Here is a 13,546-nt window from a genome sequence, read left to right on the forward strand (position 1 = left end):
CCACAGGAACCGGGCCGGCACGGCGGGCCCGCGTTTCGGCCTGGCGGCTTCGCCCGGGCCCCACGCCCGCTCACAGACGCCTCCCGTAACCGGCCGCGTCCTGCGCCAGGACCGTGCCTGCGATCCTGGACCCGCGGGCGCGGCGCCGCGCCCGCGGGTCGGCGCCAGGCGCCTGGACGGCCCGCTCGTCCCGTGGGCCGGAGCGGGCCGGTCGGTCACGACGCCGATGTACCAGACGTACCCGAGGTACCAGACGTACCCGACGCCTTCGGCGTAACAGCGCCCAGCGGCCGCCGCAGGGACGTGTCGCCGTGGTCCCAGGCCGCCAGCACCCGGCGCTCCCACAGTTCGTCGAGCCAGACCGTCGCCCGGATGCCGAACGCCACGTCCGTGGCCAGCTCCGGCTCGCGGGACAGGAGGTCGCCCAGGACGTCGCGGCGCATCACCTGCTCGTGGACCGCGTCCGCCTCGATGTGCTCGGTGAAGAACCGGACGCACCGCTCCTCGGCGCCCAGCCGTTCCAGCGCCTTGGCCATGCGCCGGGCGCCCGGCGGTGAGGTGATCTCCAGGACCGCGAAGTTCCCCGCCGCCGCGCCCCGCAGCGAGCGGTGCAGGCCGAACAGCGACATCACGTTCACCGTCGCGAGCGTGGTGGCCGGGGCGAGGTCCAGGTAACGGCCGTACGAGGCGTCCAGCCCGGCCCCCTCCATGAGGTCGGCGAACAGCCGGGCATGCACCCGCTCGCCGCGCCCCGCGCCGAACTCGTCGTACGCCACCGCCACCAGTGACGCCTTCGCCTGCCCCTCCAGGCGCGGTATCAGCCACGCCTGCGGATCGGACTCCTTGAGCTGGTACAGCGAGCGGTGCACCAGGTACTCCCGCATCAGCTCCCAGGTGCCGTCCTCCAGCAGCCGGTGCGACACCCCGTGCCCGTCGACGGGCTCGACCAGCAGCGGGTCCAGCGCCGCCGCCACGTCGTCGCCGCCGGGCACCGCCTCCCGCAGTGCCCCGAGGAACGCCTCCTCCATGGGCCGGCGCAGCCCGAGCAGCCCGGCGTCCCACTCCCGCTCCCCGGCGACGCCCTCCAGGTCCCGGTAGTGCGGTTCGTACGACAGGTACAGCGCCAGCTGGAGGTCCTCGCCCAGCGGGTCGGCACCGGCCACGGTCACCGCCGGCGCCGTGCCGCCCAGCAGGACCTGCCGTACGGCGGCCGACAGGGGGCCCCGTTCCTCCGGCAGGGGAGCCGCCACCGTCATTCGCCCTCCTCCACGTCCACCACGTTCTCCGTGTCCTCCACGTCCATCTGCTCCAGCGGCCGCAGCGCCGGGCCCTGCACCACCTTGCCGTCCACGTCGAACCGCGAACCGTGGCAGGGGCACTCCCACGCGGACTCCTCGTCGTTGAAGTGGACGATGCACCCCAGGTGAGTACAGCGCGCCGACACCCCGTGCAGGGTGCCCGCCGCGTCCCGGTGCACCGCCAGCCGCCGCCCCCCGACCCGTACGACCGCACCGCCGCCGCGCGGGATGTCGGCCGTCGAGTCGGCGTGCGCGCCTGGCAGCCGGTCGCCGATGAAGTGCTTGCCCACCTGCGCCTGGAGCCGCAGCATCGCCGGTGCCTCGCGCACCGGATGGAGCCGTACCGGGTCGTACAGGCTCGTCCAGGCGGGCTCGCGGCCACGGATGCGGGAGGCGATCAGGTCGCCCGCCATCACGCCGTTGCTCATGCCCCAGCCGGCGAAACCGCTCGCCACGTACGCGTGCCGCGACCCTGCGTGCAGCCGCCCCACGTACGGCACCCGGTCGGTCGTGACGTTGTCCTGGGTGGCCCAGCGGTGGGTGAGCTCGACGCCCGGGAAACGCTCCCGCGTCCAGGAGGCGAGCTTCTCGTAGCGCTCACCGACCTCGCCGTCCTCCACCGTGCCGGGCGTGAACTTCTCGCCCGTGACGATGAGCATCCGCCGCCCGTCCTCGCCGTACGGCGCCGTCCGCACCGAGCGCGTGTTGTTCTCCCAGGTCAGGAACATCCCGTCCGGGTCCTGCCCGTCCGGGACCGGCCCGGCCACCACCAGCTCCCGCTTCGGCTCCAGCCGGGTGAACAGCAGCGCCCGGTCGAAGACCGGGTAGTGGGTGGCGACGACCACGTCACGCGCCTTGATCGTGTGTCCGGCGCTCGTGGTCAGCTCGCACGGCGAGCCCTCCTGGAGCCGGGTCACCCGCGTCCGCTCGAAGATCCGCCCGCCCAGCACCTCCAGGTCGGCGGCGAGCGCCAGCAGGTACTTGCGCGGATGGAACTGCGCCTGGTTCTCGACCTTGACCGCGCCCACCACCGGGAACGGCAGCGGCGTCTCGGTCACGTACGAGGCGGCCAGCCCCGCCGCCCGTGCCGCCTCCGCCTCCTCGCGCAGCTGGTCCGCCTTCGCCGGATCCTCGGTGTACGTGTACGCGGGCAGCCGCTCCAGATCGCAGTCGATGCCCAGCTCCTCGCTCACCTCGGCCACATGGTCGATGGCGATCTGCTGCGAGTGGGCGTAGAGCCGGGCGGCCCGGGAGCCGTGGATCCTCGCGATGTCCGCGTACACCATGCCGTGCAGCGCGGACAGCTTCGCCGTGGTGTGGCCGGTCACGCCGGACGCGATGCGGTCGGCCTCCAGCAGCACCACCGGGTGCCCGGCGCGGGCCACTTCCCACGCCGTACACAGCCCGGCGATCCCGCCACCGACCACGGCCACCTCGGTCTCGATGGGACCGTCCACGGCCGGTCGGCCTGGTCCGGGGGCGTACTCCATCCACAGAGAACCGGAACCGGAACCGGACGGAAAGCTCATCGCTCACTCCTTACACAGCAGGTCACCGGCGTTTCGCCGGGGAAGTCCGAGGTACCCGCTGTACATGCGTCTACTCAGACCACGCGGCGTGTACGCGCCCCAGGAGGACACTGAACTGCTTGCCCAGGCGGCGCGCAGCGAACTGCGCACGCTGCGCGCCCAGCCCGGCGTCGAGGTGCTCGACGTCGGGACGGGCACCGGCGCGCTGGCCCTGCTGGCCGCCGAGTGCCCGGGGGCACGGGTGACCGCCGTCGACATCTCCTGGCGTGCCGTGCTCGCCGCGCGCTACAACGCCTGGCGCCTCGGGCTGCCGGTCGTCGTCCGCCACGGCGATCTGACGAAACCCGTCGAAGGGCGGCGGTTCGACCTGATCCTGTCCAACCCGCCGTACGTCCTGTCCCCGGCCCCCGTACGCGGCGGGGCGGACCGGACCTGGAACGCGGGTGCGGACGGGCGGCAGGTCCTCGACCGGCTGTGCGCGCGGGCGCCGGACCTGCTGCGGGACTCGGGGGTCCTGTTGCTGGTGCAGTCGGCGCTGGCCGGGGTGGACGCCACGCTGGACCAGTTGCAGGCCAGGGGCCTCGCTGCGGGCGTCGAACTGCGCGCCAGGATCCCGTTCGGGCCGGTGATGGCCCGGCACGCCGAGTGGCTGGAGCAGCAGGGGCTGATCGCGCCCGACGAACGCAAGGAAGACCTGGTGGTGATCCGTGCGCAGCGAAGCTGAACGCTCGGCCGAACGGGTGGTGATCGACCCTGAGGGCCCGCTCCTGATGGAGGGGCCGGTCGAGATACGGCTGCCGGACGGTACGACGGCGTGTTCCGACCGCTTCATGGTCGCGGTGTGCACCTGCCGCCGCAGCCGCCGCTACCCGTGGTGCGACACGAGCCACCGGCGTCGCACGCGCGCGGAGGAATGAAAGGCCGCCGGGATTGAAAGGGCCCGGCCTGCGCACTCGTACGGCATGACCGACCCCAACCCGAACCCGAACCCGGACCCTGATCCGGACCGCACCCCGGGTCTCGAAGCCGGTGGCGGCGTCCCGCCGGGCGACACGCCGCCCGCGGAATCGAGCATGCCCGGGGCCGGGCCGAGGGAGACGCACAACCCGCCGACCGGCTGGGCGAAGGCACCGATGGTGCTGATCCTGCTGGTCGTCGTCCTCGTGGCGGCGCTGTTCGTCGCGATGGCAGTGGTGATCGCACTCTGAAGGGAGTTCAACGTATGACAACCGCACGTCAGCTGATGACCAAGGGCGTCGACTGCGTCGGCGAGGGCGACACCGTCCTCCAGGCCGCCGAGATGATGAAGCAACTCGGGGTGGGCGCGATGCCCATCTGCGGCTCCGACGACAAGCTCAAGGGCATGCTGACCGACCGCGACATCGTGGTGAAGGCACTAGGCGCCGGCAAGGACCCGGCGAAGACGACGGCCGGCGAACTCGCGCAGGGCGAAGTGGTGTACGTGGACGCGGACGACGACGTGCAGATGGTGCTGCGCAAGATGTCCGAGCACAAGGTGCGCCGGCTTCCGGTGATCGACAACCACCGCCTGGTCGGCATGATCGCCCAGGCGGACGTCGCCCGCGCGCTCCCCGACCCCCAGGTCGGCGACCTCCTGGAAGCCCTCTCCACCGACTGACCCCCGCTGTGCCACCCGCCACGACGGCGGACACCGGACCCGCTCGCCGCGGTCGCCGCGGCGGGCGGGTCCGGCACGCCGTGCGGGCCGTTGCCGTCCCACGCCCGCATGCCGTGCGGGCCGTTGCCGTCCCGCGCCCCGCATCGCCTGGGGGCCCTCGCCGTCCCGCGCCCCGCATCGCCGTGCGCCGGGGCATCCCGGCCGCTGGTCACATGCCCAGCCGGGCCCAGGTGGTGTGACCGCGGGCGTGCACCGTGTCGCCCCAGGAGTCGGCCAGGGCGTTCACGATGAACAGGCCGCGGCCGCCGTCGGCGAAGGTGTACGAGGGGTGACGCCAGCGGGCACGTACCCATGCGACGTCGATACCCGGGCCCGCGTCGTCCACTTCGAGCAGCACGCAGTGCCGTCCGTGCTCGTCGTGCGTCCGGCGGACGCGAATGCTCACCGGTGGCACTCCGTGGCGGACGGCGTTGCCCGCCAGTTCCGTGATGACGAGCAGGGCGTCGTCGACCAGTGCGTCCAGATGCCAGGAGGCCAGCCGGTGGCGGACCTCCGCGCGGATGTGCGCCGTGCCCTGGGTCGCCGTTTGCGTTCTCATGCCCCTTATTCGTGACCGCCCGTGCCGCGGATGGGCGTGGACGGGGCCCGGGCGGTGCCCGGGCCCCAGTCCGCCGAGGGGGTCACATCTTCGGCATGAGGACGGTGTCGATGATGTAGACGGTGGCGTTCGCCGTGGGCACGTTGCCGCACACGACGTTCGCGGCGTCGTTGACCTTGTACGACTCGCCCGAGCCGGACGTGGTCAGCGTGCTCTTCTCCAGGGTCTCGAACGTGCCGCTCTCCAGCTGCTGCGGTGTGAGCTTCTGGCCGACCACGTGGTAGGTGAGGAGCTTCGTCAGGGTGGCCTTGTCGTTGAGGACCTTGTCGAGGTCCGCCTTCGGGATCTTCGCGAAGGCGTCGTTGGTCGGGGCGAACACCGTGATGTTCTGGGCGTTGTTCAGGGTGTCGACCAGGCCCGCCTTCTTCACGGCCGTGACGAGGGTCGACAGGGCGGGGTTGTTCGACGCTGCCGTGGCGACGGGGTCCTTCGCCATCCCGTCGAAGCTTCCCGCACCGTCCTTGGGCACCGACGCGCACGCCGGGCCGAACGGGCCGTCCGCCGTCACCTTCTCCTCGGTCTCGCTCGGGGTGGAGTCGGCGGTGGCCGCAGTGTCCGACGCCGAATCGCCCGAGTCGTCCATGCCGCAGGCCGTGAGGGCGAGCGGCAGCGTGACGGCGGCTGCGACAGCGGCGAGAGCGCGGCGGGAGCGGATCGTGAGCATGGGTCGGTCTCCTTGGTGAGCGATGCCGGCACCGCTGTGGGGGCGCCGAGCGGGATACGTGGGGACAGCGGGCAGGACTCGAAGCCCGGGAACAGGGGAGAAAGTCCTCCCGCTGCCCTCACGACCCCCATTCGGAGATGCCGGTGCGGCGGATTGGCCCGGGCCGGAAAATCTTCTGAAGACAGGCACCTCGTGGGACGTCACACAGACGGACGGCCCAGCGAACCCATCCGCGAACGGCCTGGCTACGAATCAGCGGCAAGGAATGCGGAAGCATGGGCGTACCTCGCCTTCTTCCGGGACGACACACGTGAAGGGGTCGCTCATGGACGACCAGCAGGTCGCCACCCGCCCAATGGGCCGTGCCCGCCGGGCGGGTGCGCGGTGAGGGAGATCGCACGGATCGGCGGCTCGCCCCGCCGGGAGCCGGATCTGTCGGAGGCCGTCGCCCGGGTGGCCGGCGGTGACCAGGATGCTTTCGCCACGCTCTACGACTCGATCGCGGGACCGGTGTTCGGGCTGATCCTCAGGGTGCTCAGGGACCCGGCCCAGTCCGAGGAGGTGGCGCAGGAGGTCATGGTGGAGGTGTGGCGCCACGCCGCCCGGTTCCGGCCGGAGCAGGGGAGCGTCATGACCTGGGTGATGACCATGGCCCACCGCCGTGCCGTGGACCGCGTCCGCTCCGAGCAGGCGGCGACCGAGCGCGACCGGCGCAGTGCGCGCCGGGAGCACACACCGGCGTACGACCAGGTGAGCGAGGAAGTGGCGGTCCGGCTGGACAGCGAACAGGTACGGCGGTGCCTGCAGTCCCTGACCGACCTGCAGAGGCAGGCGGTGACACTCGCCTACTACCAGGGGTACACCTACCGGGAGGTCGCCGCCTCGCTGTCGGCGCCCCTCGGGACGGTCAAGACGCGTCTGCGTGACGGACTGATCCGGCTGCGGGACTGCATGGGAGTGAACGCGTGAACGAGGAACATCTGCATGCGCCCTCCGGTGCCTATGCGCTCAACGCGCTGCCGGACGACGAGCGCGCCGAGTTCGAGCGCCACGTGCGGGACTGCCCCGCGTGCGCGCAGGAGGTACGCGAGCTGTCCGCCACCGCGGCCCGCCTGGGATCCGCCGTGGCTACCGCCCCGCCGGCCGGGATGAGGCAACGGGTCCTCGGCGAGATCTCCACCGTCCGCCAGCTCCCACCCGCACTGGTGCCCGGCGTCTCCGCACCGCAGCCCACGTCCGGCCGCGGGGGGCGGCTGCCGCGCCTGGTCCTCGCCGCGTGTGTCGCGGCTGCCACCGCGTTCGGCGGCGTGGCGGTGTGGCAGCACCAGGAGGCGCGGCAGGCCGAGGAGCAGGCGCAACGAGCGGAACAGCGGGCGGCCGACATGGCCCGGGTGCTGGCGGCCCCCGACGCCCGCACCGTCACGAGCGGCAAGGGGGCGGCCAAGGCCACCGTGGTCGTCTCCCGTGAGGAGAACAGCGCCGTGTTCCTGGCGTCAGGCCTGCCCGAGCTGCCGTCCGGCAAGACGTACCAGCTGTGGTTCGCCGACGGCGGCACGATGAGGCCCGCGGGTCTCACCCGCACCGACGGCGGCCTGGTGATGGAGGGCGACGTCGGCGACGCCACCGGAGTGGGTGTCACCGTGGAACCCGCCGGCGGGTCACCGCAACCCACCAGTACGCCCGTGCTGCTCATGGCGCTTCCCACCTGAAGCGCGGGCTCCGCCGAGGGGCGGCCCGCGGCCTCGGGGCTGCGGGCCTTCATCTCCCCCCGCGCGAGGAGCCGACGGCGGCCTCGACTCCGAAGAGCCGAGGCCGCCGACCGGCGTCAGTTCGTTGGGCTGCTTCCGGCCGTCCAGGGTGAGCGGCGCGCCGCGCCGGCTGGTCCGCGCCTCGGACGTGCCGTTCTGTCAGCGTCCGGCAGGGGCTCGGGGAGTGAGCAGGACACCGAGCCCGATCATGCCGATGCCGAGCACGAAGTGCAGCCAGTTGTCTGCCGAGTTGAGCGGGACGAAGTTGGCCGCGCTGTCGTGGTCGATGATCAGGCCGTAGACCCACAGCACCAGGTAGACGGCGCCGCCGCCGATCAGGAAGGCTCGGGCGGTGGTCGCGGCGCGCGCGAGGGCGAGTCCGGCGATGCCGAACAGCAGGTGCACGATGTTGTGCAGGATCGAGACCTGGAACAGACCGAGGAGTTTCGCCTCGGAGTGGTGCTCGGCGAATGTCATCGCGTCGTAGTCGGTGGTCACCCCGGGAATGAACCCAAGGATGCCGACCAGGACGAATACCGCCCCGACGACCAGGGCGGCCCGCTGCACGTGGGTCCGGGACGTTCCGGGGCCGGCGTGATGAGTGAGCATGACAGTGATGTCCTTCCGGGGTACGTGCGGTGTGAGTGAGGAGAATCGGCTGCCCGTTCGTGCCACGCGGCTCAGTCCACGGTGACCACCACCGAATGCCATCCGCTCGCCCCGTCGGGGATGGTGCGGGTGCGTTTCTCCGTCTGGGTCCGGCCGGTGCGGTCGGTGGCGCGGACGGTCAGGGTGTGGCTGCCGGGGGTGGCCTTCCAGGGAAAGGACCACTGTCGCCAGGTGTCGATCGTGGCCTCGGCGGCGAGGTCGGCCCGTTGCCAGGGGCCGTCGTCGACGCGTACCTCGACGCGGTCGATGCCCCGGTGCTGGGCCCATGCGACGCCGGCGACCATGACGGTCCCGGCGGCGGGACGGGCGAACGGCTTGGGCGTGTCGATGCGGGACTGGGTCTTGACGGGCGCCCTGCGGGCCCACTTCCGCTTGACCCAGTACGGGTCGTAGGCGTCGAACGTGGTGAGCTCGATGTCCTCGATCCACTTGCAGGCCGAGACGTACCCGTACAGGCCGGGCACCACCATGCGGACGGGGAAGCCGTGGTCGAAGGGCAGCGGCTCGCCGTTCATCCCGATGGCGAGCAGCGCGTCGCGCCCGTCCATCACATCCTCGACCGGGGTGCCGAGCGTCATGCCGTCGACGGACCGGGCCACCAGCTGATCGGCCGGACCGCCCTTGGACGGCGGCCTCACACCGGCCTCGGCCAGCACGTCGGCCAGGCGTACGCCGACCCAGCGGGCATTGCCCACGTACGGGCCACCGACCTCGTTGGAGACGCAGGCGAGGGTGATGTCCCGCTCGACCAGCTCCCGGTCGAGCAGATCCTGGAAAGAGAGGGCGAGTGGCCTGTTCACGCCCCGGCCGTGGATGCGCAGCCGCCAGCGGGTGGCGTCCACCTTGGGCACGACCAAGGCGGTGTCGACACGGTAGAAGTCCTTGTTGGGGGTGACGAACCGGCTGACACCGGCAACGCGCAGCTGCGCGCCCCTGGGCACCGGCGCGGCGGACGAGTCCGGCCGGGGCAGGACCACGGCCGCCCGGGACGCCACGGCGTCCCGCGCACGCGACGTCCCCAGCGCCCGGCCCAGAACTCCGGCGCCGGTGGACGCCACGGCGGCGGCGCTCGCGGCGATCAGGAAACCGCGCCGATCCCAGCCCTCCCCGGGCGCCGACGCCCGTGCGGGGGCGGTGAGCCGCCCGGTCAGCCAGTGCAGGAGCGCGGCCCCCGCGAGCGCCCCCGCCAGGGACGGCACCCCGTCGGCGAAGGAGTCGGAGTCCGGGCGGGTCGTGGCCGCGACGGCTCCCACCACGCCGAACAGCAGCACCGCGGACGCGCCCACCCGCCGGTGGCGCAGCGCCAGCAGGCCCAGCATGAGGGCGAGGGCCGCGAGGACGGCGACGATGCCCAGCTGCAGGACCAGCTTGTCGCTCTCGCCGAAGGTACGGATCGCCCAGTCCTTGACCGGCGCGGGGGTACGGTCGATGGCGGCTCCGCCCACTGCCGCGACGGGCCCCGCCTCGGGGCGGACAGCGGCAGCGGCGAGCTCGGCCACCGCAAGCGCCGCGTACCCGGCGAGCAATCCACTCAGGGCGGCGAGCAGCCGACGGAACCAGAGGCTTTCAGAAGCGGTCACACCCCCTCTTCGGAGCCGAACGGCATACAGATGGGTCCCTCGGCCCGAAGGGCGGAGCGGTTACGGCTCAGACGGCCGGCGCCCGCGTGAAGCAGCCCCCGGCACCCGCCCGCGCCCCGAGGGGGCGGACACGGGGGCCGAGGCGCCGCTCCGGATCACTTGCCGCGTTCGCCCTTCGGGCCGCGGCCCCGTTCCGTCTTGGGGCCCGCCGAGCGCAGCCCCTCGTCGTCCTGCAGGGACGCGTTGGCCTCCCGGTTCGCGTCCTGGTCGGACACGCCCCGGTTCTCCTCGTCCTTGCGGGTGCGGGCGCGTCGGACGTCGTACTTCTTGCTGCCTGGCTCGGGCATCTGCGATCACCTCCGGCCCGGCCGGGTACCCACCCCGCCCCAGCGAGAACCCCTCGCGGGGCTTCCGAATTACTGGAACGCGTTCTACTCTGTGCCGCGCCGCAGGGACTGGCCGCGACGCCGCGACGCCTGGAGGGGCCGTGCACCTCGAATACACACCGGAGCAGCACCGGCTGCGCGCCGAACTGCGCGCCTACTTCGCCGGACTCGTACCCGAAGGCGCCCACCCGGGCGACGCCGACCCGACCGCCCGCAAGCGGTTCTACCGCGCCACCATCCGCCGCCTGGGCGCCGACCGCTGGCTCGGCGTCGGGTGGCCGAAGGAGTACGGCGGGCGCGGGCTCAGCCCCATGGAGCAGTTCATCTTCTTCGACGAGGCCGCCCAGGCCGGCGTACCGCTCCCGCTCATGGCGCTGAACACCGTCGGGCCCACGATCATGCGGTTCGGCACCGAGGAGCAGAAGGCGTACTTCCTGCCCCGCATCCTCTCCGGCGAGATCGACTTCGCCATCGGCTACAGCGAGCCCGACGCCGGCACCGACCTCGCCGCGCTGAAGACGAAAGCCGTCCGGGAGGGCGACGAGTACGTCGTCAACGGCCAGAAGATCTGGACCACCAACGGCGACACCGCCGACTGGGTGTGGCTCGCCGTCCGCACGGACCCGGACGCCCCGCCCCACAAGGGCATCACCATGCTCCTCGTCCCGACCTCCGACCCCGGCTACTCCTGCACCCTCATCAACACCCTGGCCGGCCACGACACCACCGCGAGCTACTACGAGAACGTCCGCGTCCCCGTCTCCCACCGCATCGGCGAGGAGAACAAGGGCTGGCGGCTGATCACCAACCAGCTCAACCACGAGCGCGTCACGCTCGCCGCGCACGGCACCATGGCCATCCGGGCCCTGTACGACGTGCAGCGCTGGGCCGCCGGCACCAAGCTCGCCGACGGCCGCCGCGTCATCGACCTCGGCTGGGTCAGGAAACGCCTCGCGCAGACGCACACCAGACTCGACGCGATGAAGCTGCTCAACTGGCGGATGGTCACCGCCCTCCAGCACGGCACCCTCACGCCCCAGGACGCCTCCGCCGTCAAGGTGTACGGCTCCGAGGCGCGCCGTGACGCCTACGCCTGGCTGATGGAGGTGGTCGGCTCGGCCGCCCCGCTGAAGGAGGGCTCGGCCGGCTCCGTCCTCCACGGCGAGCTGGAGCGCGGCTACCGCTCCGCCGTGATATTCACCTTCGGCGGCGGCAACAACGAGATCCAGCGCGAGATCATCTCCTGGATCGGCCTGGGCATGCCCCGGGTACGGCGGTAGCGTCATGCGACTGCTGATTTTAGTTGTCACAAAGTCGTGGGCCCCGTCTACGGCAAGGCCGAAGCACAGCGACTCGCCGCCGAACGCGGCTGGACCGTCAAGCAGGACGGCACCCACTGGCGACGTGTCGTTCCTTCTCCCCGTCCGCAACGCGTCGTGGAAACCCGGCTGATACGGCTGCTGCTGGACTCGGGAGCGGTGGCCGTGTGCGCCGGCGGCGGTGGTGTACCGGTGATCCGTGACGCACAAGGGCAGCTGACCGGCGTCGAAGCCGTGGCGGACAAGGACCTCACCGCCGCCCTCCTGGCCGAGGCGCTCGACGCGGACGAACTCCTGCTGCTCACGAACGTTCCCCACGTCTCACTCGGCTACGGCACCCCGACGCCGAGCCCATCGGACGGACCACGCCCGCAGCCCTGAGGGCCCAGCAGTTTCCGGCTCGATCCATGGGACCCAAGGTCGACGCCGTATGCCGATTCGTCGAACTCACGGGCGGCATGGCGGCCATCGGCGCCCTCGAAGACGCCCAAGCCATCCTCGACGGCGCCGCTGGCACCGTCGTCACCCCCAGCGGCCGCGAGACGGTCCACGACGCACCCCAGGACCTGACATGACCATCGACAGCGCACCCACATCGCCACAGCCGCCGGGGAAAGAACCGACTCCGAGACACCCGACGGTCCCCGACGGCGGCTTCGGTTCCCCTCAGCCTTCACCGTTCTGATCGCCGTCACCGTCGTGGTCTGGGCCCTGACCTTCGTGATCCCCGCCGACCGCTACGACATGAAGGACGGCAGCCCGGTCCCCGGCACCTACCATCCCGTGGAGTCATCCAGCGGCTTCTGGGATCGTCTCAAGGACCTGTTCCTCTCTCCGGTGAACGGCCTGTACGGCGTCACCGACGCCGAGACCGGCCTCACCACGCCCGGGGGACCGGCTCTTTCGCCGGGGCCGTGGGAGTGTTCCTCTTCATCCTGGCCGTGGGTGCGTTCATCACCGTGACGATGCGCACCGGCGCCCTCACCGCTGGGGTGGCACGGCTCGCGCAGCGCCTCCGTCACCACAGGACCCTGCTCCTTGTCGTTCTTCTGACGGTGTTCTCCCTCGGCGGGACCACCTATGGCATGGCCGAGGAGACTCTCGGCTTCTACGGGCTCATGATCCCGCTGATGCTCGGCCTGGGGTACGACCGCCTGGTCGCCGCGACGGTCATCATGGTGGGCGCCGGCATCGGCACCGGAGAGGGAATAATCCTGCGACTGTCGATGTGGGCCTGCCTGACCGCGCTGGCAGCCGTCCACGTCGTACGCTACGCCCGCCGTGTCGCCGAAGACCCCACGCGGTCCCTGACTCCGCTCACCGAGGACGACCGTCGTATCAAGAACGACGGCAAGGAAGCGGTGGAACTCACGCACCGCCAGCGCACCGTCCTGTGCCCCTTCGCGGTCACTTTCCTCTTCAAGATCTTCGCCGTGATCCCCTGGACCGACCTGCACATCACCTTCCTGCCCACACTCGGCTGGTACTTCCCCGAACTCGCCGCCCTGTTCGTCGTCGCGGCCGTCTTCGTCGGCCTGGTCGGTGGACTGGGGGAGAAGGGGACGGCGAACGCCATCACCGCCGGTGCCGGGGACTTCATCGGAGCGGCGATGATCGTCATGCTGGCCCGGGGAGTCACGGTGATCATGAACAACGCCAGTGTCACGGACACCATCCTCGACGCCCTGCAAAGTGCGGTGGCCGGCACGTCCTCCGGCGTGTTCGCCGTCCTGATGTTCCTGGTGAACCTTCCCTTGGCCTTCCTCGTACCTTCCTCGTCCGGTCACGCGACCCTTGCCATGCCCATCCTCGCTCCCTTGGCCGACTTCGCCGGTGTGAGCCGCGCCTCGGTGGTGACCGCGTACCAGTCGGCTTCCGGATGGGTGAACCTCATTACGCCCACGTCGGCCGTCGTCATGGGTGGCCTGGCCCTTGCCAAGGTCCGCACCACCAGTATCTGCGCTTCATGGCCCCACTGATGGGCGCCCTGCTGGTGGCCGTCGCCGGGTTCCTGGTAGTCGGTGCGGCGATGCGCTGAGCCCGGCCGCGCGCGATG

16 protein-coding genes and 1 pseudogene are annotated in these 13,546 nt (G+C 71.6%); 10 read left to right on the forward strand and 7 right to left on the reverse strand.

Features of this window, described 5'->3' with window-relative positions; all coding sequences use genetic code 11:
* Positions 1 to 215 precede the first annotated feature (215 nt).
* A complete protein-coding gene (locus tag AMK26_RS20110; RefSeq protein WP_073756062.1) occupies positions 216 to 1,256 on the reverse strand; it encodes an iron-containing redox enzyme family protein in 1,041 nt (346 codons plus the stop codon).
* Entirely contained in the window at positions 1,253 to 2,827 is a 1,575-nt protein-coding gene (locus AMK26_RS20115; RefSeq protein ID WP_073756063.1) for an FAD-dependent oxidoreductase, read from the reverse strand. Before AMK26_RS20115 ends, AMK26_RS20110 begins: the two co-directional genes overlap by 4 nt.
* Positions 2,828 to 2,891: 64 nt before the next feature.
* Between AMK26_RS20115 and AMK26_RS20120 the strand changes: the two genes are divergently transcribed.
* Genes AMK26_RS20120 through AMK26_RS20135 form a run of 4 tightly spaced genes read left to right on the forward strand, consistent with a single transcriptional unit; the run spans position 2,892 to position 4,466 of the window.
* Complete coding sequence (locus AMK26_RS20120; protein WP_073756064.1) at positions 2,892 to 3,551, forward strand: HemK2/MTQ2 family protein methyltransferase; 660 nt, start codon at positions 2,892 to 2,894, stop codon at positions 3,549 to 3,551.
* Positions 3,535 to 3,744 carry a CDGSH iron-sulfur domain-containing protein gene (locus AMK26_RS20125; RefSeq protein WP_073756065.1) on the forward strand — a complete coding sequence of 70 codons (210 nt, stop codon included), beginning with the start codon at positions 3,535 to 3,537 and terminating at the stop codon, positions 3,742 to 3,744. The genes AMK26_RS20120 and AMK26_RS20125 overlap by 17 nt, the downstream gene beginning before the upstream one ends.
* A gap of 45 nt (positions 3,745 to 3,789) precedes the next feature.
* Entirely contained in the window at positions 3,790 to 4,035 is a 246-nt protein-coding gene (locus AMK26_RS20130) for a DUF6480 family protein (protein ID WP_073756066.1), read from the forward strand.
* A gap of 14 nt (positions 4,036 to 4,049) precedes the next feature.
* Positions 4,050 to 4,466 carry a CBS domain-containing protein gene (locus tag AMK26_RS20135; protein ID WP_073756067.1) on the forward strand — a complete coding sequence of 139 codons (417 nt, stop codon included), beginning with the start codon at positions 4,050 to 4,052 and terminating at the stop codon, positions 4,464 to 4,466.
* 208 nt (positions 4,467 to 4,674) lie between these two features.
* Here AMK26_RS20135 and AMK26_RS20140 read toward each other — a convergent pair whose 3' ends face one another.
* Positions 4,675 to 5,064: an ATP-binding protein gene (locus tag AMK26_RS20140; RefSeq protein WP_073756068.1), complete on the reverse strand. Its 390-nt coding sequence runs from the start codon at positions 5,062 to 5,064 to the stop codon at positions 4,675 to 4,677.
* Positions 5,065 to 5,146: 82 nt separating this feature from the next.
* The gene (locus AMK26_RS20145) at positions 5,147 to 5,788 is read right to left on the reverse strand and encodes a fasciclin domain-containing protein (protein ID WP_073756069.1); all 642 of its coding nucleotides are present in this window, start codon (positions 5,786 to 5,788) and stop codon (positions 5,147 to 5,149) included.
* Positions 5,789 to 6,172: 384 nt separating this feature from the next.
* Here AMK26_RS20145 and AMK26_RS20150 point away from each other — a divergent pair, with 384 nt between their 5' ends.
* Together AMK26_RS20150 and AMK26_RS20155 are read left to right on the forward strand one after the other, a co-directional pair.
* Positions 6,173 to 6,757, forward strand: coding sequence for a sigma-70 family RNA polymerase sigma factor (locus AMK26_RS20150; protein WP_073756070.1), 585 nt, complete (start codon positions 6,173 to 6,175; stop codon positions 6,755 to 6,757).
* On the forward strand, positions 6,754 to 7,497 hold the full coding sequence (locus tag AMK26_RS20155; RefSeq protein WP_073756071.1) for an anti-sigma factor: 744 nt from the start codon (positions 6,754 to 6,756) through the stop codon (positions 7,495 to 7,497). The genes AMK26_RS20150 and AMK26_RS20155 overlap by 4 nt, the downstream gene beginning before the upstream one ends.
* Positions 7,498 to 7,695: 198 nt before the next feature.
* Here the strand turns inward: AMK26_RS20155 and AMK26_RS20160 are convergent, their stop codons facing one another.
* From AMK26_RS20160 to AMK26_RS20170, 3 genes are all read right to left on the reverse strand, one after another.
* Positions 7,696 to 8,145: a DUF4383 domain-containing protein gene (locus AMK26_RS20160; protein ID WP_198944120.1), complete on the reverse strand. Its 450-nt coding sequence runs from the start codon at positions 8,143 to 8,145 to the stop codon at positions 7,696 to 7,698.
* A gap of 71 nt (positions 8,146 to 8,216) precedes the next feature.
* Positions 8,217 to 9,785 carry a molybdopterin-dependent oxidoreductase gene (locus tag AMK26_RS20165; protein WP_073756072.1) on the reverse strand — a complete coding sequence of 523 codons (1,569 nt, stop codon included), beginning with the start codon at positions 9,783 to 9,785 and terminating at the stop codon, positions 8,217 to 8,219.
* Between the two features lie 155 nt (positions 9,786 to 9,940).
* Positions 9,941 to 10,132 carry a hypothetical protein gene (locus tag AMK26_RS20170; protein ID WP_073756073.1) on the reverse strand — a complete coding sequence of 64 codons (192 nt, stop codon included), beginning with the start codon at positions 10,130 to 10,132 and terminating at the stop codon, positions 9,941 to 9,943.
* A gap of 140 nt (positions 10,133 to 10,272) precedes the next feature.
* On the opposite strand from AMK26_RS20170, the gene AMK26_RS20175 reads away from it, so the two are divergent.
* The 4 genes and pseudogenes from AMK26_RS20175 (at position 10,273) to AMK26_RS20185 (ending at position 13,528) form a co-directional block, all read left to right on the forward strand.
* The gene (locus AMK26_RS20175) at positions 10,273 to 11,451 is read left to right on the forward strand and encodes an acyl-CoA dehydrogenase family protein (protein WP_073756074.1); all 1,179 of its coding nucleotides are present in this window, start codon (positions 10,273 to 10,275) and stop codon (positions 11,449 to 11,451) included.
* A 36-nt stretch (positions 11,452 to 11,487) separates the two neighbouring features.
* Positions 11,488 to 11,871: an amino acid kinase family protein gene (locus tag AMK26_RS37875; RefSeq protein ID WP_241837975.1), complete on the forward strand. Its 384-nt coding sequence runs from the start codon at positions 11,488 to 11,490 to the stop codon at positions 11,869 to 11,871.
* A 26-nt stretch (positions 11,872 to 11,897) separates the two neighbouring features.
* Complete coding sequence (locus AMK26_RS37880) at positions 11,898 to 12,065, forward strand: hypothetical protein (RefSeq protein WP_241837976.1); 168 nt, start codon at positions 11,898 to 11,900, stop codon at positions 12,063 to 12,065.
* Positions 12,066 to 12,084: 19 nt separating this feature from the next.
* Positions 12,085 to 13,528 (forward strand): annotated as a pseudogene (locus AMK26_RS20185) (YfcC family protein).
* The last annotated feature ends 18 nt before the right edge of the window (positions 13,529 to 13,546 follow it).

Source organism: Streptomyces sp. CB03234 (genome assembly GCF_001905885.1).
Lineage (GTDB): Bacteria > Actinomycetota > Actinomycetes > Streptomycetales > Streptomycetaceae > Streptomyces.

Excerpts from the sequence above, each read along its gene's own strand:
- AMK26_RS20110 (WP_073756062.1), bottom strand. The coding sequence starts at position 1,256 with ATGACGGTGGCGGCTCCCCTGCCGGAGGAACGGGGCCCCCTGTCGGCC.
- AMK26_RS20115 (WP_073756063.1), bottom strand. The coding sequence starts at position 2,827 with ATGAGCTTTCCGTCCGGTTCCGGTTCCGGTTCTCTGTGGATGGAGTAC.
- AMK26_RS20120 (WP_073756064.1), top strand. The coding sequence starts at position 2,892 with ATGCGTCTACTCAGACCACGCGGCGTGTACGCGCCCCAGGAGGACACT.
- AMK26_RS20130 (WP_073756066.1), top strand. The coding sequence starts at position 3,790 with ATGACCGACCCCAACCCGAACCCGAACCCGGACCCTGATCCGGACCGC.
- AMK26_RS20135 (WP_073756067.1), top strand. The coding sequence starts at position 4,050 with ATGACAACCGCACGTCAGCTGATGACCAAGGGCGTCGACTGCGTCGGC.
- AMK26_RS20140 (WP_073756068.1), bottom strand. The coding sequence starts at position 5,064 with ATGAGAACGCAAACGGCGACCCAGGGCACGGCGCACATCCGCGCGGAG.
- AMK26_RS20145 (WP_073756069.1), bottom strand. The coding sequence starts at position 5,788 with ATGCTCACGATCCGCTCCCGCCGCGCTCTCGCCGCTGTCGCAGCCGCC.
- AMK26_RS20160 (WP_198944120.1), bottom strand. The coding sequence starts at position 8,145 with ATGCTCACTCATCACGCCGGCCCCGGAACGTCCCGGACCCACGTGCAG.
- AMK26_RS20170 (WP_073756073.1), bottom strand. The coding sequence starts at position 10,132 with ATGCCCGAGCCAGGCAGCAAGAAGTACGACGTCCGACGCGCCCGCACC.
- AMK26_RS37880 (WP_241837976.1), top strand. The coding sequence starts at position 11,898 with ATGGGACCCAAGGTCGACGCCGTATGCCGATTCGTCGAACTCACGGGC.